Origin of the sequence: Affinundibacterium seohonense, assembly GCF_014284305.1 — a bacterium.
GTDB lineage: Bacteria > Pseudomonadota > Gammaproteobacteria > Burkholderiales > Burkholderiaceae_D > Undibacterium > Undibacterium seohonense.
The window spans coordinates 239,329-265,293 of sequence record NZ_JACOFW010000003.1; the positions used below are offsets into that span (position 1 = coordinate 239,329).

Below are 25,965 nucleotides of genomic sequence, written 5' to 3' on the forward strand. Positions count from 1 at the left end.
TCAAGCGGCAAACTGTAAGCGATAAAGATTGGCATAAGCCCCCTCTTTTGCCAGCAATTCGGTATGCGTACCGACTTCCACAATCTTTCCTTCGACTAAGACCACAATTCGGCTGGCGCGTTCAATTGTCGACAAACGATGAGCGATCACTAATGTAGTGCGGCCTTGCATCAATTCATCCAACGCCGCTTGTACCGCCCGCTCAGATTCGCTGTCTAAGGCCGAGGTCGCCTCATCCAAAATCAAGATCGGCGCATTTTTATAAATAGCTCGGGCGATAGCTAAACGTTGACGTTGCCCTCCCGACAAACGCATGCCGTTATCGCCGATCATGGTATGTACACCTTCCGGCATTTCACTCACCACATCTTGCAAATGCGCCGCTTGAATCGCATACGTGATACGCGCCGTATCTGGCGTTGGATCACCGTAGGCTATATTGGCGGCAATCGTATCGTCGAACAAAATCACATTTTGACTAACCATAGCGATTTGTTGACGCAAACTCTGAAGGGAAATATCAGCGAGCGTCACACCATCTAATAAAATCGCACCACTCGCTGGCTCATAAAAACGCGGAACCAGATTTACCAGCGAGGTTTTACCACCGCCGGACATTCCCACTAAAGCAATCGTTTCACCAGCTTGTACTTGCAAATTAATATCAATCAAAGCAGGCTGTTCCTGCCCGGGATAAGTGAAATTCAGACCGTTAAATTCTAACTTGCCCGAAGCACGTCCTACAATCGTATGACCAATCTCGACTTCAGGGATTGCATCGACCATGCCGTATACCGATTCGGCTGCAGCCATACCACGTTGTAAAGGACCATTCAAATCAGCCAGCCGTTTGAGTGGTGTCAACAACATCATCATGGCGGTAATAAAGGTCACAAAATCACCGACCGTCGTGGCATCTTTGCGAGCTTGCGCCAAGGCCAACATGATCACGATAGCAACTGCCAGGGACGCCAAAATTTGCGTCAGGGGCGTAGTGAAAGATACTGCCACCGTGCTCTTCATGGTGTAGCTACCGAGTTTTTTGTTCTTCGCTTCGAAACGCTGTTGTTCGTAGTCTTGACCACCAAAAATGCGTATCACCTGATGGGCACGGGTCGTCTCTTCTATCACCTGCGTCAATTCACCACTAACTTCTAAAGACTGATGATTGAGCTTACGCAGACGTTTGCTGACTCCACGCACTAAAATCGTCATGCCTGGAATCAAAATGATCGTCACTAAAGTTAACTTCCAATTCAGCCAAATCAGATAGCCCATCAACACCGCCACCGTCAGTGAATCCCGGAACAAAGTCGTGATTGATACCTTGACCATCTCGACGATTTGCTGGGCTTCAAACATAATGGTATTGATGATGCGCCCACTTGACTCGGTATGATAAAAACCAACTGGCACATGCAGCAATTTATCGAAGACTTTCGCCCGTAATTCGTTAAGCAAGTTCACCGAAATCCGGCTCATTAAATAACTGGTGGTGAAGGTACAAGCGCCACGGATGACAAAGATACCGATCAAGATGGCTGGCACATACCACAGCGGAAAATCCATTTGCTGTCCCTTAAAGCCATGATCCAGCAATTTCCCCAGGCCCCACGGTAAAGCAACTTCGGTCAATGCCGTACCGCACATCGTCAATATGGTCAGGATTAAATAGGCTCGGTATTGCGTCACCGAGATCCAAAGACGCTTCAGAATTGGGGTATTTAATTTAGCCATCACTCTTTATTTAATTCGTTGTACGGCGCAAAGTATGCTCATTGACACCTGCTAAAGGTATCGCCAGCAAAATCAACATCGCAAAAGCAAATACACCATCACGTAAGATCGCATTAAAACTAGCAGCAAACATCATACCGACAGTCAGCATCGCAAGCAGCATCGCCTTCTCACTTTGCGTCCCATGTATCATCTGGCGAGCAATACGTAATTGCGTCCCCCAAATACCTAATAGTGCCAACAATCCCGCGATGCCAAGTTCAAACCAATACAATAAATAATCATTGTGCGGCGTCGTCATATTGACACTGATCTGCCCTTCTGCTTTTTCCTGATACATGGATAACCAATTGCCAATCCCATGTCCTAACCAAGGACTCTGGCCAATCATTTGCCAGGTATTCATGTATAACTCGAGCCGCATACCATCTTGCGTGACTTGCTTATTTTGCCCAAAATCACGCACCTGATGCACGGTGCAAATTGCACGGTTTAAAAAAATCTGGACTCCACTCATTTGATAGTCTTCATGCATTTCTTGCGCCAGACAGGTGACCGGCGCAGGTAGTCGCGCGACATACGAAATGCCCAAGCCAGCGACAAACAAGCTACTAGCGATGGCGCCCAGTTGCCACCAGCGAAAACTAAAATTTCGGAATATCAGCAAACCACACAACAACAAAAACAATAGACTAGCAGTGCGTGACTTAGCGCACAGGACTAATGCAATCAAGACATAGACAAAACTCAGTGCCCGCCAAACATGACAATTCTTACGCCAACGCCATTCGTGCAACATCCATGCAGCCGCTATTGCCAGAAGTAAACCCAAAAGTATCGATTTATTGCCCTCATAAAAAACATAGCTTTTGACGAGTTTAATATCAGGCAGGACACCCAAACTATTCAGATAAAACAAGCTGGCAGCGATCATCGCGCCAAGGAAAAAATTGCGCACCGCTTTTTGTTGCCACGCACCGCTACCCACGCTCAACATGGGGAACAGAAACCAATACGTCTGGTAATGGGAAAAAGCAGCCGCAAATTCACCGGCCGGATGTGCATGAATAAAGCTGATTAGCACAGAGATGAAACTTAGACCTATGACTGGCCAGAGCAAGGCGGATGATCTCATCCGCACTAGCTTAGCCTGCCAATCACCAGACAAGGCCCAAGCCAATAAAAACAAAACCAATCCCGCATACATCAAGCCCACTTGAAAAAAAAGCGTAAGCGGTAGGTAGCTCAGAATTTGCGCCGGCAATTGCTGGCGCCAATCTGGATTCGTGATTAGTTTTGGTATGGACATATTAGTTATATTCGATCTTCACGTTCGCTGGGCTTAGCCAATCACCGAGTTTTTTACGCAGTTGGTCGTCAGGATTCACTCGCCAGGCATCCGACAAATACAACTCAGCCGCGGCTGTTTGATTTGCATAAGCAATCAACACTGGACAACCGTCATTGTTCAAATGCGCTTGCAAAATCTCTGCGAGTTTTTTGGTATCCGCCTTAGCATCGAGCTTGACGCGCAAACCCTGTGAAAATTGTACCCGAGCCCGACCAATATCCATCACGCGCTCTGCGGTGATACGTAAGCCGCCATTGAATCGATCTTCGGACACTTTGCCCATCACAGCCAAGAATTCATCTTCTTTAAAAATACCTTTGAATTCTTCCGCCAATTCGCCGTACACCGTTACTTCGACGACCGCCGTACCATCATCTAAAGTGACGATCAACAAACGTCCACGTTGCGTCATTTGCGTACGTAATCCGGCGATCACACCACCGATCAAGCGCAAGTCACGCGAAGGTTCTACTTTTGCCAAAGTCGTTTTAATAAACTGCCGCACTTCGGGCGCATAGGCATCGAACAAGTGCCCAGACAAATAGAAACCGAGTGCCTGCTTCTCTTCCAGCAAACGCTGACGATCAGACCAATGCTCGGCCGTCACGTATTCTGGAGGTGGAATCATGTCATCATCGTCGCCGAATAAGCTGACCTGATTCGCTGAAGCTTCAGCCTGTTCTGCAACGGTCAAAGCAAAATCCACAGTCGCCAATAACACCGCTCTATCTTGCTTTAAACAATCCATTGCGCCGGCACGTATCAAGGACTCGATGGTACGACGATTGACTTGGCGCTTATCGACGCGTTTGCAAAAATCAAATAGGTCGGTGAACGGTCCACCGTTTTTGCGCGCGGTGACGATGCTTTCAATCGCATTTTGACCAGAGCCTTTGACAGCCCCCAAACCATAACGAATTTGCGTAGCCCTCTTACCAGTTTCGCCCACCGGCATGAAGCGATAATCGGATTGATTAATATCGGGTGCCAACATTTTTAGCTTGCAGATATCAATCGCGTCTTCAACTAAGATTTTTACCTTATCGGTATCATCCATCGCGAGCGACATATTGGCTGCCATAAACGCTGCTGGGTGATGAGCTTTCAGATACGCGGTGTGATAGGACAAAAGTGCATACGCAGCAGCATGGGATTTATTAAAACCATAGCCCGCAAATTTTTCCATCAAGTCGAAAATCTCATCGGCCTTTTCTTGCGGCAAGCCATCCTTGGCGGCACCGTCGCGGAAAATCTGGCGATGCTCCGCCATCTCTTCGGCTTTCTTTTTACCCATCGCACGTCGCAACAAATCCGCGCCGCCAAGTGAGTAACCACCGACCACCTGCGCCATCTGCATAACCTGTTCCTGATAAACCATGATGCCGTAGGTTTCGGACAAAATACCTTCGGTACGTGGATCAGGATAATCAAATTTTTCGCCGTGCTTACGCTTACAGAAGTCAGGAATCAAATCCATAGGACCCGGGCGATATAAAGCCACCAGCGCAATAATGTCTTCAAAACGATCAGGACGCGCGTCTTTCAACATGCCTTGCATGCCGCGACTTTCTAGCTGGAAGACGGCGACAGTTTTCGCTTTGGTGAGGAGCTCGTAGGATGCTCTATCATCTAACGGCAATTTGGATAAATCAAAATCTGCCAGCGCTGGATCGAGCATTTTGATATAGCGCACGGCACGATCAAGAATCGTCAACGTGGTCAAACCCAAAAAGTCGAACTTGACTAGACCAACAGCTTCAACGTCATCCTTATCGTATTGCGATACCACACCCGAATCGCCACCCTGCGTGTAGAGAGGACAGAAGTCGGTGAGCTTACCCGGCGCAATCAGAACACCACCGGCATGCATACCGATGTTACGGGTAATGCCTTCGACTTGTTGTGCTAAGTCGAGCAAAGTTTTAACTTCTTCTTCGTTCTCTTGACGTTCCGCCAGCAAGGGTTCTTCGACAATCGCTTCTGCAATCGTCACTTGTTTACCCGGCTTAAAGGGAATTAATTTAGATACGCCATCGCAAAACATGTAACCAAAATCGAGTACACGACCGACGTCACGAATCGCACCCTTGGCCGCCATAGTTCCGAATGTGGCAATCTGCGATACTGCGTCTTTGCCATAGCGATCTTTCACGTACTGAATCACGCGGTCACGACCTTCCTGACAGAAATCAATATCAAAGTCGGGCATGGATACGCGTTCTGGATTCAAGAAACGTTCGAACAGCAAGTTGTATTGCAACGGATCGAGATCGGTAATCAAGAGCGCATACGCAACCAAAGAACCCGCACCAGAACCACGGCCTGGCCCAACTGGCACACCATTATTTTTCGCCCACTGAATAAAGTCCGCAACGATCAAGAAGTAACCGGGGAAACCCATTTTAATAATGGTGTCGGTTTCAAACTTCAAACGCGCTTCGTAACGCTCACGATTTTGTTCGCGCTTTTCTGGATTTGGGAAAAGATTTTCTAATCGGAATTCCAAACCGCGCTTGGCTTCGAACACCAGAAAATCATTGATGGTCATACCTTCAGGCGTAGGAAAATCCGGCAGTTTCGGCTTGCCGAGTTCTAATTTCAAATTGCAACGTTTAGCAATTTCCACCGAGTTCGCCAGCGCACCGGGAATATCAGCAAACAAAGTCAGCATTTCTTCGCGCGATTTAAAGCATTGCTGATCATTGAATTTTCGTGCGCGCCTGCCGTTTGCCAGCATTTCACCTTCGGCAATACAAGTCCTAGCTTCGTGCGCAGTGAAATCGTCTTTACTTAAAAATTGAATAGGATGCGTTGCAACCACAGGCAAATTCAGACGCTGCGCCAGCTTTACCGCTTGTTTGACATGCGGCTCCATATTTGGCTGACCGGCTCTTTGGATTTCGATATAAAAGTGATTTGGAAAAATACTAGCCCAACGCTGCGCATTGCGTTCTGCCAACTCAAAATTACCATTATCGATCGCAATCCCGACATCACCAAAGTGCGCGCCGGACAGGGCGATCAAACCTTGTTCTGTATCATTTTCAAACAGCTCTTGCAGCCATTCGAATTTAATCTCAGCGCGACCACGATGCTGATTTTCTAGCCAAGCTCTTGCAAGCAACTCGCACAAACGCAAATAGCCATGACGCGACTTCACTAATAACAATAGACGTGATGGTTTATCCCTGTCGTTATCATTAGTAATCCAGACATCACAACCAGCGACTGGCTTAATGCCTTTGCCGCGCGTTGCCTTATAAAACTTGACCAAGCCGAATAAATTACCTAAATCTGTCAATGCCAAGGCAGCCTGCTTGTCTTTGACAGCTGCTTTGACGACGTCATCTAAGCGGACCAGGCCATCAACAATGGAGTATTCAGAGTGCATCCGTAAATGCACAAACTGCGGATAAGAAAAAACAGCGCCTGTTACAGGCGCCGGAAGAGAAGAGGAAGATGAGAGTGCGAGTTCTGTATTCATCTCGCTATTTTACCGTGTTGCCGCTTGCTTGGATGACAAACATGCGTTGACATTAGGGCAAAATTTTAGAAAGAAACACGTAGATTTGAATCTCGACGTATGACTTTTCCACTCAGGTAAAGCAATCAATTAGTCATGTTGTATCATATTTAATCCAGATATAAACGTTCGGTATTGAAAAAGACCCTATCTTCTTCATCGGCAATAGCAATTTCCAAATAACCCGTTTCAATTAATTCTTGCAAACCCAATAAAATTTTTTGTTCCGGCAAGTGCAAATGTCGCTGTGAAAAAAGCGCAATCACTTCTCGGACAGGTTTGCCCAATTCACAAAACAACCAAAGATCATGCAACTCATTACTTTTTAGATGTATTGGTGCCTTGGCTAATTTTTGTTCAAAATAATGTGTTGCATGAATCGTTGCATCTCTAGAAATCGCAATCACGGCGCGTCGGCGCGCCCAAAAAACAGAATCTGGCCAACGTGTTTCGCGTTGATAATATTGCCACTGGGTTTGTAAATATTGTTTGAAGTCTTGTTCGATGGCATGCGAGTATGTTTTTAGCAATTCTCCATTGGAAAACAAACTATCAACCGCAATAAAAGCGCCATGCAAACCACTCGAAAGCGCACGCGGAATGCCCGCTGATGAAATTGGATCATAAGAGGCAACAGCATCCCCTACCGCGACCCAATCTTTACCACCGACTTCACGTAAATAAGAAGAAAAACAAGGGAAAGAACGTGGCTTATCTGTAAATACCAAACCTTTTACTAGCTGTCCCATAAATGGTAATTTTTTTAACAGCCCCTGCCAAACATCAGGATGACAGACCTGCATTTTGTGCGCGATATCAGGATCGGTCATCAATACAACCGAAACCCGATTACCAGACATCGGTGCCAAATGCCACCAGCCATATTTGCAAGCTTCGACTTGATTTTCTATTTTTTGTTGAAACTCGTCCGAAATTTGCGCTACGCATGAGACTCCAATCAAGCGATCATGTACGGTCAAGGCAATATTAAGATTGGTGCGCATGATGCCGCGGCGACCTGAGGCATCAATAATGTACTTGCAAAGTATCGTATGCATGTGTTGATCATCCGATTTGATGTCAACCTGCCAACCACCTTCGGCGCGTCGCACACAGGTAATAACCTGACTATTGCACCGCAGTCTTCCACCAAGTTTGACAAATTTACTGGCTAATAGCTTCTCAAACGCTAAACGATCGAGATGCCATCCGCTGCCATTTGGGGTGAACATATATCCTAATTGCCGCTGAGTCTCTTTACCCCATGTTACTTGACTATAAAATGGATTCAAATCCTGTGTTTGAGAAAAATTTTGCCAGACATCCAGGTATTCAATTGTTGAGCGAGCACCTGAAGACAGGGACTCACTATATTTATTTTCAGTGTAATCACCACGCTCAATTAACATAACATCGACATCACCACGTTGAAGCAAGGCAATCCCGGCAGACATTCCCGACGGCCCACCACCAACAATCAACACATCGAGCGATTGAGGCTGGTCAGAACTGCGAATTTCCATAATGTTGCCTTCGTCATCAAAGTGATTCACAGAAACCACAAAGATCAAATCCGGGTCTCTGCACTAAACAAAGAAAGACATAAGCAGATAGTGTGCCAGCTTCTAGATGTGTAAAAAAATGTGGTTTTTATTGGAAAGGCATGAATTATGCTTACGTTCCCGCTAGAATGCATGGGCGCCATGGAGGCTGTCTACAAAACGCATAGAAAATAATATAAAAAAGAGCATTTAAGTATCAATAAATTAACTTTGATGCAAACCACTAGCTAACGAAAATGTCATGTAAAATATTTTTTTACACGTAAGAAAATTAAAAAACCAATTAACCTCACTTTCTACGTAAAAGCCCAATGTCTAACGCCGATTACACCATCACCTCTCCACTCGCATTGACCGCCGCGAATAGTCGTCCATTACTGGGTCTAACAATCGCATGGCACCCTGACCCGAGCAGAATAGGTGAGCAATTTATTGGTAGCACCGAAACTGGCGAAATTGAACTAAGCCGGTTCTTGCCATCATTTCGCCACATTAATGGCGATCCTTTGCCCATAGGACATGGCGGTGTTTCGCGCGATCCATTGCGTATCGTTCGTAATAACGACGATGGAATCGCCCTTTGCCCCCCTAAGAGCCGTATGGTGGTCGAAGTCAATGGTGAAGAAATCCATGACCGCCGAGATCTGAGCGCCGAGCAAGTGAGTGAAGGTGTCATTATTGCGTTGGGACGGGCGGTTTTTATTTGTCTACATTGGATGCATTGTTTACCCAAACATAATCCTGTCGACGGCTTCATCGGTGTTGGTAGCCATGCGATCTTCACTCGCGATTTAATACGTCTCGCCTCGACCAATGACAATACCGTGTTATTGCTCGGTGAAACTGGGACGGGCAAAGAAGTCGCCGCACAAGCTGTCCATAATTTAAGTAAGCGTGCCAGTTTAAAAATGGTCTCTGTCAATATGGCTGCGCTTAACGAATCTTTAGCCGCGGCTGATTTATTTGGCGCTGCTAAAGGTGCCTATACCGGAGCGCAAAATAGCCGTGAGGGCTATTTCAGCGAAGCACAAAATTCGACCTTATTTCTTGATGAAATCGGCAATACGCCTGCGATGGTGCAGCCTATGTTATTGCGGGTACTGGAAAATGGTGAGTACCGCCCGCTCGGCGCAACGCGTGATGCGCGTTCGACTGCAAGGCTAATCACGGCAACCGACCAAGACCTTTACCATACTAATTTTAATCACGCTTTGGTTCGTCGCTTAGAAAGCTTCATCATTCGTATTCCACCATTACGCGCACGACGGGAAGACATCGGACTATTAATTTGCCATTTATCCAAGCGCAACGATTTTGCGCAGATCAACTTAAGTTTGATCCCGCCCGGACTGATCAGCGACTTATTGAACTTTGAATGGCCAGGAAATATCCGGCAACTCAGCAATGTCATTAAACGAACGCTACTATCTTTGCAAATGGGCGAGTATCCACATCTAGCAAAAATGGTAGAGGCACAAAAGAACACCCACATTTCAAGTGCAGAGACCAGAAAAATGGCGACGTCACCTGCGCCAGCAATCGCATCCTCGTCGACGCCACACATATCGCCACCTTCGGCGCCCCTAGTAGAGTCTTCTAACATTGAACGTAAAAAATTGCGTGATTTAACTGAGCAAGATGTGGTCGATGCGATGAACCGGCATGATTGGACGATTCAATATGCGGCAGACGATTTAGGGATTTCACGCCCATCGATGTATAAACTAATTGAGGCAAACAATCAAATTCGCCGAATTGAACAAATTCCTGCCGAAGAAATCCGCCACCAACTGAATCTAGCCAATAATCAGGTAGAGCTATGTGCCGCTTACTTAAAAACCCCAAGCGAGGCATTGCGCAGACATTTAAAAGGATTAGGCTGGATTGCGTAAAGATAAGAAGGCGCAGTCAAAGAAACTCAGGTTGCACAGCCTAGGTTCTTTAAGAAGTTGAGGATTTTTCAGGAACAGACCCAAGCAATACAGCAAGATCATCTGGCATACAAGGTCGTCCATTTTCATCGACCACAGCACCGAATACTTTGGCTATGCAAACTAACTTTTTGTTGGATTCAAGATGAATGAATTGATGAAATAAAAAACGTAGGCGTGAGATCCGTTCAATCCTGACACTCACTTCGAATACATCACCGCTTACGAGTGAAGCTTTGTAATCAAGCTCAGAACGAAGTACCACAAAATTGATATGACGACGGGCAAAATCTGCGAAATCGATGTTTAGTACTTTAAGATACTCATGTCGGGCATGCTCGCAATAATTAAAATAAACCGCATTATTGACCCCCCCCCTGATCACATTCATAATCGCGCACTTGCATAACGATACTGAAATTTTGTGGCAATTCGAATTCCATTAATCCACTCCTCATATCACTTTTGCATAAATGAACAGACCGTTCTGACACAAAAATCTATTCATTACTCCGCAAGTACTTCGGATCCCGACGTAGATTCACCAATTCTGGCTCCGCTTCGATGAATTTGGCTGGATACGACAATGCCTTAGCTTTCGCAATTGCTGTTAATGCTTGTGTCCGCATATCGATCATTTCAAAACTGACGCCACCTCGAAATTGAATTTCCGCCTTATCTGGTGCGAGCTCGAGTGATTTTTGAATATGCATTAAGGCCTCGGCATTATCGCCAAGCTTGGCAGAATACAGACCCATCAAAGATAACAGATCGGGATTATTTGGATTGTCTTTGACGCGGATCTGCAAAAGCCGTCTTGCCTTCTCATAAGCGTTCTTAACAACATCGGCTTTACCTGGCAACCAAGACACGGCTTCTGCTAATTTCGCCCACGCCACATAGTCAGAAGGATTGCCATGGGTGCTCGCAACGGCATTTTCATACGCACTGGCAGCGCCCACATAATCCCCTTGCGAAAACAAGCTATGTCCAAGTGCACGATACAACTCCGCACCCGGATTTTTTCGAATGCCCGTCTGTAGAAGTTGCACACTCTCATCTAATCGCTGCTGCCGCATAAAGATTTGCGACAATCCCAAATATCCGGCGGGGTTATCTTGTTTGATTTGCAAACTTAAGCCATAAGCCACCTCGGCTGCCTTGTAATCAGATTGCAAAACATAGATTTGCCCCAATTGAATCGCAAACATCCGCTCCGATGGAAATTGTTTCACCAATTGTTTCGCCATCTGCAAGGCTTCCTCCAAGCGCCTTGCTGCTATCAATAATTCCAACTTGACAGTCAAAGCTAAGACGTTGTTCGGATCAAGCGCCAGTGCTCTATCAATATCGCTAAATGCGGGAGAGAATTGTTCTTGCAGGCCCAATACCTTGGCATTGGCGATATGACTTAAGGCTAAAAAATCATTGAAGGCAATCGCTTCCTTTGCCTTCAGTGCAGATTTCTGCAGCCAGTTTCCTGCCATGTCTTCATTCAGGTAACGATAGCTATACACCAACGATAAACCAGCAGCCGCAGCCGCATGACGCGGGGAATTTTCAGCCACAATGGAAAAGTGTCGCTCAGCACGATCCAGCATGTCAAAACGGTCAAAAAACGTTAAGGCCTCCATGCCCTTTTGCATTTCTTTGGTTTCGGAATACGGTGTCAGGGTTGCTTCCAGTTGCGGCCAATATGGCTGTGAGTACCAAATGCCCAAACCTATGATCAAGCTCAACAGCAGCAGCAAAAGCAAGCGCCATTTCCGCAACAATTGAGTCCAGTTAAGTTTTTTTGGCACTGCTGGAATAGACTGATTCAACATCAAATTCAAAGCTGCGACATTGAAGGTTCCAGAATTGAGTGTAGGGGCGTCAATCGCCGCAACGCGAGCACAATGTGCCGCGACTTCCTGCATGCTCGCTATACGCAGTTCAATCTGACGCGCGGTCATCGCACGCACTAAATGGCGAAGCACCTGCGGCAAATGATCAGGCCAAGGCCATTGATCCGAATTGGACTGTATCACCGCAGCCGCTAAAGCGAGTCCGGACAAGTTGGCAAATGGACGCGCGCCAGTCAGCAATTCATACAAAATCACGCCCAAGGCATAAATATCTGAGCTGGGCCGCAGGCTAGCGCCGGTTAAGACCTCGGGCGCCATATAGGCAATCGTTCCTTGCGGATCGGATTGGACTAAGGACGTGGTGGCATCACGATCGGCTTGAATTGCCAAACCAAAATCAAGAATTCTCACCACACCACTTGCTTCTTGCATCAAGTTTGAGGGCTTTAAATCACCGTGCACCAAACCAGCAGAATGCGCTTCGTGCATCGCCTGCGCGACTTGCAAGATGATATCAATTACATGTGAAATACTAGGTGTCTGAGTTTCCAACACCTGACGTAAAGTACGGCCTGGCACCAGCTCCATCACAATTGCCTGACCGTCTCCGGTCTGTTCCAGCGAGTGAACTTTGACAAAAGCCGCATGCTGCAACGATGCCGCCAGTCGAGCTTCCCTCATCAAATCGACGCCCGGCGTGACGTTTTTCAAGTATTTAATGGCGACTTGACGATGCAATTTAGCATCCCAAGCCTGATAGACATGCCCAAACCCACCCTCACCCAGGCTTTTACCTAGTTGGTAGTGCAATAATTGTTCAGCTTGAGTGGCATTGTCTTTAGGGAAGGACATGAAATCAGATGCGAAAACCGGGTTAGTAAAATGCAGGGAGTATTCTAACTCGGTTTATCCGCTCCCACTATGGGCATTCTGTGGAAACTGATGAACTTCTCCTATTTTTACTTATAACATCACCTGCATCCAAACCACTTGAGTGAATTTCTCAGCGACGCATGCCTATCAATCATCGGGCCAGATAGATAACACGGAAGCCACCTGTAGCGGATCATACAAGCGCAAATAGAAATGCCCAATCCCTGCCATTCCCAACATGAGATTCGGCGATTCTCCCGCGCCAGAATTGCCGCAGGGCCAAGGCAAACCTTGCTTCACATAAAAGTCGTAACCATCTTGTCCAACTTTTTCTGCGACGGCACTCAAGTCTGGCCTTTGTAAATACTGCCCCGCCAAAATCATCAATTCCGCATTTCCAGCAGCACCGTGACAAAGCGAATAATTATTCATACCTGGTGCCCACGGCTTCATTAACGCGCGTGAGGTCGACGCCAATGCCGCCTCCAAATCCTGAGATATCGTCGGACGATTTGGCAGCAGTGGCTGCAGTTGCAGCAAGCGCAGTCGCGACAAACCAATTCCAGGCGCACCATGACACCAACCCATACTGCAACTTTGATTCGCATGTCCGGTTTGACGCAAATCCTCCCAATTCGATTCGTCTTCATGAAACCACTGCTTTTCATACTGCAATGCCGATTCAGCTTGCAACAAATATGACTGGTCACCAGTCGCCTGATACAAACTCACCAATGCTGTCGCAATACCAGCTGTGCCATGCGCAAAGCCGGTCAAATTGGCCTTCACCGGACTAGTTATCGTCGCCCAAGAAGCACCCATGGGATTCTGTTCCGCCAAGCCTAACAAATGCTGCCCATGTGCGCATGCCAAGTCCAACAAGGATGCTTCAGAATATTTTTTTGCGAGTAATAACAACGCGGGAATCGCCCCGGCGCTGCCACCGATGACATCGATATTTTTTTTATCGATAGGCACATCGCGCAACTCCAGCATCAATGTCATACCACGTTCAATTAATCGCTCTCTTTGCAAAAGCTCGCCTATGCGTGTCATCGCAAAGGCGATACCACAACTTCCAGAATAGAAGCTATGGCGTAAACTTGGAGATCTCTTTGCATGCATAGACCAAGCTTGATTCACCGCACCTTCCAAACAACGGAGTTGCTGTCTATCACCAGTGTATTTAAGCAATTCCGCCAGAAATAAAGCGATGCCAATGGTGCCGCCATAGAGTTCAGAGCCACAGGCTTGATAGACGGCGGAGCGGCGCTGCTGCGAATACTCCATGCCCCAGCCTAGCCAATTACACCTATCCTTATCCCAGATCGCGTCGCGGCATAAGCGATTCGCGATACGATCTGCCACTTCTAGATACAGTGAATTCGGCAAACTAGGTTGTTGGACGGCATGCGCCGCATTTGTGAACGTTACCATCGTGACTCTTTATCAAAAATTGTCTGCGCAAAAATATCATTCGATCCTGGATTCAAATAAGGTTTTTCAAAATGAATATCTTTGGCTAGGAACACTTGCTCTATCATTTCCACTTGGCCATCGATCTTTTGCTCACCTGCTAAATAAGCTTGCACCAATCCTTCTGCAACCAAACTACAACGTTGCATACCAAAGCTCGTTCCTGCCTTCACATCCTCGGCCATCCCAACGCCAGCGATTAAGTTGCAAGTGAACATAGGGGAGCCTTCGCGCAGACGAATACGCGCATCTCTGTGCATCTCTAAAATCAAAGAGGCGACCAAGCTGTAATGGCGACGTGCCACATAAAGAACGGCAGAATCCGCCCGCGTGTACATCTTGGCTTGCACCAAGGATTTGAATTTAAAGGGAATCTGATAACGATTTAAGGTAGACGTCACGTGCATCATCAAATTGACGGCTTCATGGACGGCGACATTAAAGTAAAAACGCACGACAGTATTTTCATCAAACTGATCCGACAAAGTGCGACCAAAGGCAAAGAAAAAACTAGGCTGCACGTCAGTGGTGCCAGAAAACATGCGGATACTGACGAAATCGCCAGCTCGTGGGGTAACGCCCGGCCATTTGTAAGTGGAGTATTCACCAGCAATAGCGACCCGACTTCGATCGGCTTTTTGCACGAACACTCGACCGTCAGTGCCAGTCTCATAAATGCGCCAACCGGGGTCCCAGCCATCTTTGTTATCATTGGCGGCGTGAAACAGATTTGTCAGATTCTCATGCGCAAAGCCTAGTGAGCTCGCATCCTCAGCAACGGGAAAATTTCTCACGTAGCAAAGATCGTAAAGTCTGGCATTCAAATGTTCGACTAATTTTTTAGTCTCTGGGGTTGCTGGATTTTGTTCTACTTCTGCAAGTGGCTGCGCATCCCATGTATAGGTCACTCCATCAAACACATAAGAGCTAAGACTCAAAATTAACGTACGCTGACAGATCGCCGCTAATTCTGCACGCAATGTTAAGACTAAGGCCGTTGCTGATATCGTCACACGTCCTCCGTCAAACCAAACAAGTCGACTGCGGCTTGCGTTGGATCACGCAAGACTTGCTGACTCAAATCTAACAAAGCATAAGCATGCGGACTCATTTCTGAGCAATGATAAAGCGACTCAAAAGCAGTTTGCAGCATACGAACCGCAGCAAATTCTAGGCACGTCTTCAAGCAAACATCATTCTCAGTGCTGCCTTCATTTCTAGCGCTACGATAGTTATTCCAAAATGCCCTGATGCTTGCAAACATTTTTGGCATATTGGCGACGGTGTCATCAATTAACTGCTGAGTCGACAGACTTGAATCTCGATAGGAGCACATCACCCAAAACGACAGATAGGACTGAAACACAGAACCGACATCCCACCGGACATCACCCATCTGCACCAATTCCCAATCAATAATCTTAAGCCTTTGCTCGTGCTCAACCTGTTGAATCAAGCAATTGTCCCATTTGATATCCGCGTGGATTAAATCCGAGCTGCGCCAGATGTCAAAAAGCCGCTCCAGATGCGTTTGCAAAGTTGGCAAACTACGCAAAACATCACCAAACTGCACAGCCCCGCCACTTAATGAATTCGCAGGAAAATAAGATACTTTGTGGTAGGTAAAAATCCATGGCACTTTATTCGACAATTTTGGCAAGTTGGTCTCAGTGCTATCAAGGTCAATTTTGATACTATGATAAACACTCAAAGCATCGCCTAACAAACCGGCTATCGATTCCGGGAACTCTCTGTGTTTATTATAAAATTCGCGTAAATTTTCACTCGCTGATAGCAATTCCAAAATTAGGCAATACCGCGATTGATCATAACGAACTAAGGTAGGCATCAGATTTGCCCACAACGGAAACCCTTGTGCCCAGCGATAACAATCCGCCTCTCGTTGTATCGAGCTGCGATGCAAGTCTTGAAAAGACTGTACTTGTTTTAAAAATTTACCGCGATTGTTTCCAACTACGACTTTAAAATTGCGATTGTTTTGCCCAGCTTCAATCACTTTAAAGTCGCCATCAACAATATCTGCTACATCGACAAGGCCACTATCCAGTAAATAATGCGCCAAATTGGCTGCTGTTAGAAACATGATTTATTCAGTGAATGAGAATTGCTATAAAAAAAACCCGAAGCGGAATCCTTCGGGTTTTACGTAATTAAGGAACAGATGATCGTCTAACTTAACTACTCTGCATAATGAAACCAATCAGCACAAAAATGCCGGCGCAGACTGAAATGATTGCTGTGTATATTGGTATTGAGGAGGTGCGATTTGATTATGACCCAAAGCGACTTTAACATGTTGCTGAGTAGAACCAGCAACATCGGCTCCACAACTATCTTGCGTACAAATAGCAGTCGCTTCACAACCATTTTGCGAGCAATTGCCTGTAGCAGGACCTGTCGCTTCACAGCTGTCCTGCGTGCAGATGGCTGTAGCAGGACCTGTCGCTTCACAGCTGTCCTGCGTGCAGATGGCTGTAGCAGGACCAGTCGCTTCACAGCTGTCCTGCGTGCAAATGGCTGTAGCAGAACCAGTCATTTCAAAAACCAAATTATTCATTTTATTCATCTCCGTTGATTCAGTAAAGTTAAACTACAATTACCTCAAAACTCGCGAGCATTCTGAGGACTTCCGACAAGCAAACAAGTCAAATAGTCAAAGGGTAAGCTTGCTTGATTCCAAAAACATGCAATGCGCCAGTTCCACCTGCGAAGTAATCGCTGAATTCGCCGCACTCGAGAGTCGGTAGCGGCACAGTCAGCACTGCAACATTGTCCACATTCAGCTCATTAAAGCTGGCTGCGTTGTAATTGGGATCGTTTCCCTTGGCGGGATTATTCACTTGAGCTAATTGAGAATGCGCGGCATATTGTGTGCATCCGTCCAAAGAATGGTAGCTGGCATAGAGTGATTGCACCCCGTTGACATCTCCCTGCTGCGGCGTGGAACTTTCATCATAGGCACACCAACCGTCAACATTAAACACAAAGCCATTATGACCAGCGACCACGCATTGTTGCACAATCGCAGAACCGCTCGACGGTATTAAGTGGATGTGCACCAAGTCGCTAGCATCGCTAACATTTGAGGGACATTCACGACTCATCGTCTTACGTAAGCGCGCATCATCATGATCTAGGCAAATTTCCAATCCAAAATCAACATAGGCTGGAACATTATCCTCACCATAATTCTGTCGGAAAATGGCAAGGGGATCGTAAGGAGCTTTTTTTACATCACCATCAGATAAATCAATATGGGGATAGCCAACCATTTCTTCAGTAATCACATTTTGATTATTCGTTTCAAACAAGACGAAATCAATTGGGGAAAGGAAATATTTCTCGGAAGTCATTTTGTTAAATGTCTCAGATTTGCCCTGTATTTGCAAATCGATATTACTGAATATCAGAGCCCGATCACGCACTTCCACTGCGGGGTTTACCCGCAAATCGGCAATAGTCTCATTCAAAATCTGTTCAGTAATACTGCGTGCGTTTCCAAACTCCGCCTGCGCATTAAAAGCCAAACTTTCCACCAGTCTCTTACGCATTTGTACTGATGGCGATGCAAATACTGCATCGATATTCGCGACTTTGGCACTGATCATGGTGCCAAAAACAAAAGTCCAATTTGGGTATTCCTCGGCATTAAAAGTCTCAGCTAATAGCGCTAAGGCTCTTACCGCCGGATCATCTTCTTCACTTTGATAAACGTACGCGCCAAGCGGACCATGAAAATAAAATTCAGGTGCCATAAAAATATTATTGACGAGCTGCGTATCATTGGCTGGCAATGCTTTTTTGGCAGTATCGACTGCATTTTTTAGAATGCTGATACGTGCCCGCAAATCCTGCTCCAAGTCGTCTGCCCCTAAATAATTCCCGACCAAATATTTTGACAGTATCAATTTATCTTGGCTAGGTCCGGTTGGAATGGCATAACCTATGAAGCGGCATTGAGAAAAATAATTTGTTGGCATAGTCGTTTATCGAGTTCAATTATCCAATTTATTCACAATTTTATTTTTGCGTACTCTTCGAATCCTCATATTGAGGATCTTTACGCAATTTAACTAAAAATGGTTCCGCATTTACTTGCGCCTCTGTAATACCCAAGCTCTTCGATTTCTGAATGGCCTCTAACGCATCACCTCGTTTCCCTATTTGCTCAAATACGCGCGCCGCAAGCAAGTGCACATTTGGATTGCCAGCATTGAGCTTCAATGCACGCTCAATCAGGCTTAGCGCTTTCGCTTGATGTCCCAAAGAGGCTTCAAATGTCGCTAATTGCGCGATGAACCAGCCATCGTTTGGACGACGGTTAATTCTGATCTCTAGCAATTCCCGTGCCTTCTCATAAGCCAGGCGAGCCTCATCGACTCTGGAGCCAATTTGATTTAAGGCATCTGCTAAATAAGCCCAATTTTCATATTCCTGAGGATTTGCATCAACCGCTTTTTCAAGTGCGATCACAGCAGATGCATACTCGCCACGAGAATATTTAATTTGCCCTAGGCTCTTATACAACAGGGCATCAGAGCGGATCTGTAATCCCTGTTGCAAAACTTGTAGCGATTCATCTGTCCGTCCTTGCGCTTCTAAGGCATTGGTCAAGAAAATATAGGAAAGGATCACATCTGGATTATGGAGAATATTTGCCCGAAAGAGTTGCTCTGCGATTGAAAATTGCGCTTGATTTAGATAGACAATCCCCTTTAAATTCAGAATCAACCAATCATTCGGAAACAACTTTAATGCGGCGTCGGCAGTACGGATCGCGTCTTCATATTTACGCGACAGCAAAAAAATGCGTAATTCGGTTTGCCAAACTAATAAACTATTTGGCTCCATTTTTTTTGCACGAGCAACTGCTGTCATTGCCAAATCAAACTGCTGATGCGGATCCAAAGACAAGGCATGAGCCACCTGCGTCAATGCTAAGTCGGGGTTTAATTGCAAAGCCCGTTGAGAACTTGCCAAAGCTTTCTCGCGCCAGACTTCATCACGACTACTACTACGGAAGCGATAGTTATAAACCATAGAAAGCCCCGCCACTGCGCGTGCATTATTCGAATCGCGTTCCAATACCGTATTAAAGTGTGTTGTCGCCTTATCCAACATACCTGGTTTGTCATACATAGCCAGCGCTTGCATGCCTTGCTCTAACTCGCGCGACTCAGAATAAGGCTTAAACATTTTGACGATATGGGTCCAGTTAGGCTTGGCCTGCCAAATCACAATCGCTCCCACACTCAACAAAAAGAAACAGGCAATGCTTAGTAGATATCGACGTCGACGCGCGGCACTAACGAGCTGAGTCTGCAGGGCTTTTATGTTGAGATCACTGGCACTACCAGAGTTAAGCTCACTCACAGTCAACTTTTTGCATTCTTCTTGTACCTGCTGCAAACGCAGTCTTTTGGAGGCATCAACTATGGTCATCGCCAGAATTAAACTGCGAACCTCTGGCGACAATTTTTCTGGCCATTCCCATTGCGTGGATGCAGCTTGCGCTTGCGCCGCCACTAAGGCGATGCCTCTCAAATGCACGTAAGGTGTATGCCCAAGCAACATTTCATACAAGACCGTCCCTAACGCAAAGACATCACTGGCAGGCGTCGGTGTGGTTTCCACAAACCGCTCTGGCGCTAAGTAGGCAATACTGTCATGTGTGTCGATCTCTGCCACATTACTCACGGCATGTGGATTAAAGTGCGAAGTCGCACCCACATTAAGAATACGAATCCGCCCGGCCACATCAACGATGAGATTTGCAGGCTTGAGATCGCCGTGCAGTAAACCGGCAGCATGGGCTTCGAGCATGGCTGTCGCGATTTGCTTGATATGGACTAGAGCGAGATTTTCTTGCCCCTGATGCTCGTCTATCCAAGCAGATAAACCCTTGCCTTGAACAGCTTCCATCACGATATAGAGTTTGCTATCGACTTCTTCTAAAGCATGAATTTTGACAAAAGCAGAATGCGTTAAGGCAGCCACTTTGCGCGCTTGCGCCAATACGACATCAAAGTCTTTACCAAGATGATGCAACTGTTTGATCACGACCAGTCGATGTAACTTTGTATCCCAAGCCTCATAGACGGGCGACAAAGAATTCGTGTCGAGACAACGACGGATTTCATAGTGCATGAAATCTGCAGGCTCGGTTAGCGCCTGGCTTGGCGATAAATTGATGTTCGTTGGAATCGAGCTCATTAGTAGTTAGTGACGCGCAAATGTCGTTGATTGTTGTTTTGAATCAATTTTCGACTTTACCATTAAAGTGGTCTTTGATTCATACAGAAATGCCACGTTTTACATGTCAAGTGTGTTTTTTACAAATTAATTTTTTTATATTGACATGTAAGCACTTCAACGAAGACCTTTTTAAGCAGCTTGACCCAAGCAATTTCTAAACTGCACTGCAGCTTCCTATGAATTTTCTACACGAAGCCAGCCCTGCACCATGAAAAGCACAGCGACTTCACCTATAATGCTGGCAAATCAAAGACTTACTCAACGACTTTCGATCCATCGTAGTCGTTCATTAAGTCATCGTATGAATTAGTAACCGAACTCTTCTTTCTTTTAAGTCTCCCATGCAATCTGCCGCTACACCTTACGTCAATATTTCCGCCTATAAATTCATTACCTTTAATGACACTGAAGAAAAACGTCCTGAGTTTATCGCCAAGTGCCAAGAACTGAACTTGAAAGGCACGGTGCTATTGACACCTGAGGGCATCAATATGTTTTTAGCAGGCCTACGCCATGAGATTGATGCCTACATGGATTGGTTGCATAGCGACGCGCGCTTTGCGGATGTGGTTGCCAAAGAAAGTTTTTCTGATCGCCAGCCTTTTACCAAATTGCTAGTGAAATTGAAGCCAGAGATTATTACCATGCGCATGCCTTTGATTAAACCTGAAGACGGTCGCGCACCATTTGTCGAAGCGAAAACCTTGAAGCGTTGGTTGGATCAAGGTCATGACGACAACGGTAAGCCAGTCGTGATGGTCGATACCCGCAATGATTTTGAAGTTGATGTCGGTAGCTTTGATAACACTATCGACTATCGGATTAGCAAGTTCACCGAATTCCCAGCCGTGATCGAGGCAAACCGCGATGCGCTCAATGATAAAACCGTGGTGACTTTTTGCACTGGCGGTATACGTTGCGAAAAGGCGGCGATCCACATGCAGAATGTGGGCTTTGAAAGTGTCTATCAACTCGAAGGCGGCATTTTGAAATACTTCGAAGAAGTCGGTGGCGATCATTACCACGGCGATTGTTTTGTATTCGATTACCGTACGGCCCTAAATCCAAAATTAGAAGCAACGGATACAACGCAATGCTATGCCTGCCGTGCCGTAGTCACACCGCGTGAGCAATTATCACCGTGGTACATCGAGGGCAAGTCCTGCCCGCATTGTCAAAAAGCGACTCGTGACAGCGCTAGTAGCTCGCCACACGCCAACTAACAAATTGATCTTTTTTACGATCGAAAGCTTGCTTGACTTGATGTCGGCAGGCTTTTTTTTCAATCTTACGTCTCGGCAAAGTATCAGCACTAGCGACCTTTCTCTATAAAATTTGCGCCTTTCGGTATTTTTTTATCGATTCGACCGACTTCATCAATAATGGCGACTCATTTATTTGATGCCGAGGTAAGTATGTCAGTCAGCTATCGTTTGTTCATCGCCCTCACTCTATTCCTTTCAATCTTTACCAATACAACATTGACCCTTGCAGCGGAAAATGCAAACAATCCTGATTGCCCATCGTGTGGTGTATCTAGATCATCTGAGGCAATCTCTGGCGCAGGAAGTATGGTGGTGCAAGGCTCCTTATTGGGTGTTACAGGCTCTGCAGAATTTGTAGTGGAAAGTAGCGTCGTGGTCGCCAGTGGCGTCGTCATCGTCATGAAAGGCGCATCGGATGCTGCCAGTGTGACTGTACAATTATCTGGTGAAGGCCTACGTCAACTTGGCTTAGTTAGCGGTGCCATTTTGCATGCAACGGCGGTCTCAACTGGCCACATCCTCATCTCAGCTGGCAAAATCATCGCCTTCATTCCTAACGAAATTGGCAAAGCTTTACTCCACCATGCTCGGGTGAAGTGATGCGATGCTGCCTCATCACCATCGGTCTGTGCGCGGCATTTTGGACGCAGACAACATTCGCCGGACAAACTTGTGAAGAGAAACCAGTTAATCCACAACGAATCATGCAAGGTTTTGAATTGGCGCGCAAAGTCAAACAGCAACTGGACGACGCTAAGGCAGAATTGGCAATCATTGCCCGAGCCGGACAAGATTTAACAAAATATCATTTGCACTATTCCCATCTCGGCATCGTCCGCAGAGATGAAGATGGCCGTTGGATCGTAATGCATGAGTTGAATCAATGTGGCACCGCTAATTCTGATTTATTCAACGAAGGATTAGCGAATTTTTTTATGGATGACCCCTATCGTTTTGCATCCTTGCTCTTGATTCCCGCTGCCGATCTGCAAACGAAAATTCTAAAGACGCTCAACTCCCCCAGTCCGCGCCAACTACATGAAGCGCATTACAACATGGTGTCTTATCCCTACTCCACGCGATATCAAAATTCGAATCAATGGGCATTGGAAATTCTTGCGGCAGCACTTGCGAATGATGTCGTGATTCAACAGCGTGAACAGGCGCAGGCCTGGCTAGCAATGATGGCTTATCAACCCAGTACTTTAGAAATCTCTATGCTAAGTCGTTTAGGCGGACGTATGTTTCGCGCCAATATTGCCTTTGACGACCATCCTATGGGAAAACGAATGGCGGGTAAAATTGACACCGTGACGGTGGAATCGATAGATCATTTCTTGCAGCAGCGAGATGCGCAGTTACGGCGTATTACGGTCACGTATCCGTAAAGTGTACATGCCAATTGCATTGTGATTATTCTGCTTTTTTTGATAAACTGATCATTCGTCAGCTGGTATTCACCTCGTATTTTTCTTTTACATCTTCTCTATGTCCAGGTATTGCGGTCGCTTTGCTCCCTCGCCCACTGGCCCTCTACATATGGGATCGCTAGTCGCCGCGATGGCTAGTTATTTGGATGCCAAAGCCCATTTTGGGCGCTGGCTATTACGCATCGAGGATCTGGATTTTGATCGCAACGTGGCAGGCGCAGATCTACACATTATCGCGTCCTTAAAACGTTGCGGCATGCGATGGGACGATGAGGTCGTGTGGCAAAGTCAGCGTACATCGAACTACCAGATTGCTTTGGAAAAATTAGGCGATCACGTCTTTCCATGCGCATGTTCACGCAAAGAAATCGCAGACTCTCGCTTACGCGCCGGATTATCGGATCATCAAATTTATCCTGGCACCTGTCGTAACGGTATCGCGCAGGATAAGGCAGCGCGCGCCTATCGACTCAGAGTACCGTCTGGTGATGCTGCCATCTTTGAGTTTCAAGATCGTATCCTAGGTCGACAAAGCCAAGATCTGAGTCGTGAAGTCGGTGATTTTGTGTTGAAACGCGCGGACGGTTTTTGGGCTTACCAATTGGCGGTCGTGGTCGATGACGCCGCGCAAGGTGTCACCCACATTGTGCGTGGCGCAGATCTTTTAGACTCAAGCGCGAGACAAATTTATCTACAGCAGCTACTCGGTTTGACGACGCCGACCTATATGCATGTGCCGGTCGTGCTCAATGCTGAAGGTGAAAAACTTTCCAAACAAACGGGTGCACTCGCATTTGATCGCGGTGATAACGATGTTTTGCAAGAAGCGCTATTACCTGCTGCGGCATTCCTAGAATTGCCATTAAACACTCGCCCTGACAATATTGACGATTTTTGGCTAGCTGCGACCACTGCATGGGCCGCAAAATTCAATCTGTGATTGCTCTCTCAAAAATCAAAAAAGCAGAAACCGACTAGGATTTCTGCTTTTTTTATGCGCCCAAAGGTGTTGCTTCTTGCAGACTATTTTTAAGTCGACTTTACAAGACCACCCAATAAAGCTGCTTTCTTTTGCGGCTTGCTTGGGTCAGCTTTAGTCGTTAAGTCTGGCTTGACTGACGCCTGACTTGCGCTTGGCTCATAAGGCTTAAGGAACCAAGGATCCACTTTTTCACGTGGCGCTTGATAACTACGAGCTGGCCGCTCGGCTGACTTGTCGTTAAAGCGATTAGGCGTACGTTCACTACGCTCAGCAAAAGAGCTGGTTTTCCGTTCGGTATGCAAAGACGTCGCGATAAAACCCGCCAACTGCAAACGCACGATCTTTTGCTTAATCAATTTTTCAATATCGACTAATAAGCGTTCATCTTTATCGGTATGCAAGGAAATTGCATCACCTTTCGCACCAGCTCGTCCAGTACGACCAATACGATGGACATAATCTTCGGCGTTGTAAGGCAGATCAAAGTTGATCACACACGGCATTTCTGAAATATCCAATCCACGCGCAGCGACATCCGTCGCCACCAAAATTTCGACTTCGCCACGCTTAAATGCCTCTAAGGCCGCCATGCGTTCTTGCTGAGATTTGTCACCGTGAATCGCGGTCGCTTTAATACCTTGCTTAACCAAATGCACAGCGACACGAGAAGCGCCGATTTTCGTGTTTGAAAATACGATGACCTGCTTTAATCCACGTTCACGAATAATGAAAGCAACGGCATCGCGCTTTTCATCTTCCTGCACTTTATACAGAACTTGCGTCACATTTTCAGCTGTGGCATTACTACGCGCCACTTCGATGGTGACCGGATCGTTCAGAAAGCTTGCAGATAGTTTCTTGATCTCGGGTGAAAATGTCGCCGAGAACATTAGGTTTTGACGCTGCTTAGGCAACAAGTTGATGATGCGTTGCAGATCGGGTAAAAAACCCATATCGAGCATGCGATCAGCCTCGTCCATAATCAAAATTTGTGTTTGAGACAAATTCACCGACTTTTGCGCCACGTGGTCAAGCAAACGACCAGGCGTCGCAATAACGATCTCCACACCATTGCGCAATATGGCAGTTTGCGGAGCCATATCAACGCCACCAAATACGACTGTCGCACGTAAAGGCGTATGACGCGAATAGGCTTTGACGTTCTCTGCGACCTGATCCGCCAACTCGCGGGTTGGTGTCAATATCAAAGCACGAACTGGATGACGCGCCGGTGACGCACTGGTATTAGCATGCGCCATCAAAAGCTGAATGATCGGCAAAGAAAAACCAGCCGTCTTACCCGTCCCGGTTTGCGCGGCTCCCATGACATCTCGACCTTGCAAGACAACAGGGATTGCCTGTGCCTGAATTGGCGTCGGATGCACATAACCCTGATCATTCAGTGCGCGCAAAATTTCTGGCGCCAAGCCAAAAGAATCAAATCGAAGAGTATCAGCAGCCAGTTCGGCAATCGTTGGAACAGAGGTTTCGGTCATGTTATGCATAGTGTGCCTCCCGCGGGTCTAACACTGCATCAAAGGTGGAAATTTGTGATGTTGCGTCAGCAAAGAGTAAGGCGTGGAAGAAATTCAACAGGGCGCATTATAACACCATGCATGTCCAGAACTATTTTTCGATCATAATTATCAAAAAACCTACTCCAAAAAATATCTAGCTGAATAAACACTTAGTGTGGGATCTACCCAAGGGAT

Annotated in this window: 18 protein-coding genes; 5 read left to right on the forward strand and 13 right to left on the reverse strand. The window is 46.4% G+C overall.

Annotated features, from left to right (window positions below; translation table 11 throughout):
• The 4 genes from msbA to H8K52_RS04620 form a co-directional block, all read right to left on the reverse strand.
• Positions 1 to 1,737 (reverse strand): lipid A export permease/ATP-binding protein MsbA, encoded by a 1,737-nt coding sequence (msbA, locus tag H8K52_RS04605; RefSeq protein WP_186921706.1) that lies wholly within the window; start codon positions 1,735 to 1,737, stop codon positions 1 to 3.
• A 10-nt stretch (positions 1,738 to 1,747) separates the two neighbouring features.
• A complete protein-coding gene (locus H8K52_RS04610; protein WP_186921707.1) occupies positions 1,748 to 3,046 on the reverse strand; it encodes an O-antigen ligase family protein in 1,299 nt (432 codons plus the stop codon).
• Position 3,047: 1 nt separating this feature from the next.
• A complete protein-coding gene (dnaE, locus tag H8K52_RS04615; protein WP_246464285.1) occupies positions 3,048 to 6,479 on the reverse strand; it encodes a DNA polymerase III subunit alpha in 3,432 nt (1,143 codons plus the stop codon).
• A 242-nt stretch (positions 6,480 to 6,721) separates the two neighbouring features.
• Entirely contained in the window at positions 6,722 to 8,134 is a 1,413-nt protein-coding gene (locus H8K52_RS04620) for an NAD(P)/FAD-dependent oxidoreductase (RefSeq protein WP_186921709.1), read from the reverse strand.
• Positions 8,135 to 8,484: 350 nt separating this feature from the next.
• Here H8K52_RS04620 and H8K52_RS04625 point away from each other — a divergent pair, with 350 nt between their 5' ends.
• Positions 8,485 to 10,065 carry a sigma 54-interacting transcriptional regulator gene (locus tag H8K52_RS04625; protein ID WP_186921710.1) on the forward strand — a complete coding sequence of 527 codons (1,581 nt, stop codon included), beginning with the start codon at positions 8,485 to 8,487 and terminating at the stop codon, positions 10,063 to 10,065.
• A gap of 49 nt (positions 10,066 to 10,114) precedes the next feature.
• Here the strand turns inward: H8K52_RS04625 and H8K52_RS04630 are convergent, their stop codons facing one another.
• The 8 genes from H8K52_RS04630 to H8K52_RS04665 form a co-directional block, all read right to left on the reverse strand.
• Positions 10,115 to 10,495 carry an acyl-CoA thioesterase gene (locus H8K52_RS04630; RefSeq protein ID WP_222613675.1) on the reverse strand — a complete coding sequence of 127 codons (381 nt, stop codon included), beginning with the start codon at positions 10,493 to 10,495 and terminating at the stop codon, positions 10,115 to 10,117.
• Positions 10,496 to 10,604: 109 nt separating this feature from the next.
• Positions 10,605 to 12,803: a serine/threonine-protein kinase gene (locus H8K52_RS04635; protein ID WP_186921711.1), complete on the reverse strand. Its 2,199-nt coding sequence runs from the start codon at positions 12,801 to 12,803 to the stop codon at positions 10,605 to 10,607.
• Between the two features lie 168 nt (positions 12,804 to 12,971).
• On the reverse strand, positions 12,972 to 14,261 hold the full coding sequence (locus tag H8K52_RS04640; protein WP_186921712.1) for a lanthionine synthetase LanC family protein: 1,290 nt from the start codon (positions 14,259 to 14,261) through the stop codon (positions 12,972 to 12,974).
• A complete protein-coding gene (locus tag H8K52_RS21790; protein WP_186921713.1) occupies positions 14,255 to 15,313 on the reverse strand; it encodes a T3SS effector HopA1 family protein in 1,059 nt (352 codons plus the stop codon). Before H8K52_RS21790 ends, H8K52_RS04640 begins: the two co-directional genes overlap by 7 nt.
• The gene (locus H8K52_RS04650; RefSeq protein WP_186921714.1) at positions 15,310 to 16,404 is read right to left on the reverse strand and encodes a phosphotransferase; all 1,095 of its coding nucleotides are present in this window, start codon (positions 16,402 to 16,404) and stop codon (positions 15,310 to 15,312) included. The genes H8K52_RS21790 and H8K52_RS04650 overlap by 4 nt, the downstream gene beginning before the upstream one ends.
• 117 nt (positions 16,405 to 16,521) lie before the next feature.
• On the reverse strand, positions 16,522 to 16,878 hold the full coding sequence (locus H8K52_RS04655) for a hypothetical protein (protein ID WP_186921715.1): 357 nt from the start codon (positions 16,876 to 16,878) through the stop codon (positions 16,522 to 16,524).
• 88 nt (positions 16,879 to 16,966) lie between these two features.
• Positions 16,967 to 18,301 carry a hypothetical protein gene (locus H8K52_RS04660; RefSeq protein ID WP_186921716.1) on the reverse strand — a complete coding sequence of 445 codons (1,335 nt, stop codon included), beginning with the start codon at positions 18,299 to 18,301 and terminating at the stop codon, positions 16,967 to 16,969.
• 40 nt (positions 18,302 to 18,341) lie between these two features.
• Positions 18,342 to 20,468: a serine/threonine-protein kinase gene (locus H8K52_RS04665; protein ID WP_186921717.1), complete on the reverse strand. Its 2,127-nt coding sequence runs from the start codon at positions 20,466 to 20,468 to the stop codon at positions 18,342 to 18,344.
• Between the two features lie 449 nt (positions 20,469 to 20,917).
• Here H8K52_RS04665 and H8K52_RS04670 point away from each other — a divergent pair, with 449 nt between their 5' ends.
• The 4 genes from H8K52_RS04670 to gluQRS all read left to right on the forward strand — a co-directional run bounded on the left by H8K52_RS04670 (position 20,918) and on the right by gluQRS (position 24,211).
• Complete coding sequence (locus H8K52_RS04670; RefSeq protein WP_186921718.1) at positions 20,918 to 21,799, forward strand: sulfurtransferase; 882 nt, start codon at positions 20,918 to 20,920, stop codon at positions 21,797 to 21,799.
• Positions 21,800 to 21,958: 159 nt separating this feature from the next.
• Positions 21,959 to 22,441, forward strand: a complete 483-nt coding sequence (locus H8K52_RS04675) for a hypothetical protein (RefSeq protein WP_186921719.1) — start codon at positions 21,959 to 21,961, stop codon at positions 22,439 to 22,441.
• Entirely contained in the window at positions 22,441 to 23,229 is a 789-nt protein-coding gene (locus tag H8K52_RS04680) for a DUF2145 domain-containing protein (protein ID WP_186921720.1), read from the forward strand. The genes H8K52_RS04675 and H8K52_RS04680 overlap by 1 nt, the downstream gene beginning before the upstream one ends.
• Before the next feature lie 100 nt (positions 23,230 to 23,329).
• A complete protein-coding gene (gene gluQRS, locus H8K52_RS04685; RefSeq protein ID WP_186921721.1) occupies positions 23,330 to 24,211 on the forward strand; it encodes a tRNA glutamyl-Q(34) synthetase GluQRS in 882 nt (293 codons plus the stop codon).
• An 89-nt stretch (positions 24,212 to 24,300) separates the two neighbouring features.
• Here gluQRS and H8K52_RS04690 read toward each other — a convergent pair whose 3' ends face one another.
• Positions 24,301 to 25,749, reverse strand: coding sequence for a DEAD/DEAH box helicase (locus tag H8K52_RS04690; protein WP_186921765.1), 1,449 nt, complete (start codon positions 25,747 to 25,749; stop codon positions 24,301 to 24,303).
• Positions 25,750 to 25,965: the final 216 nt, after the last annotated feature.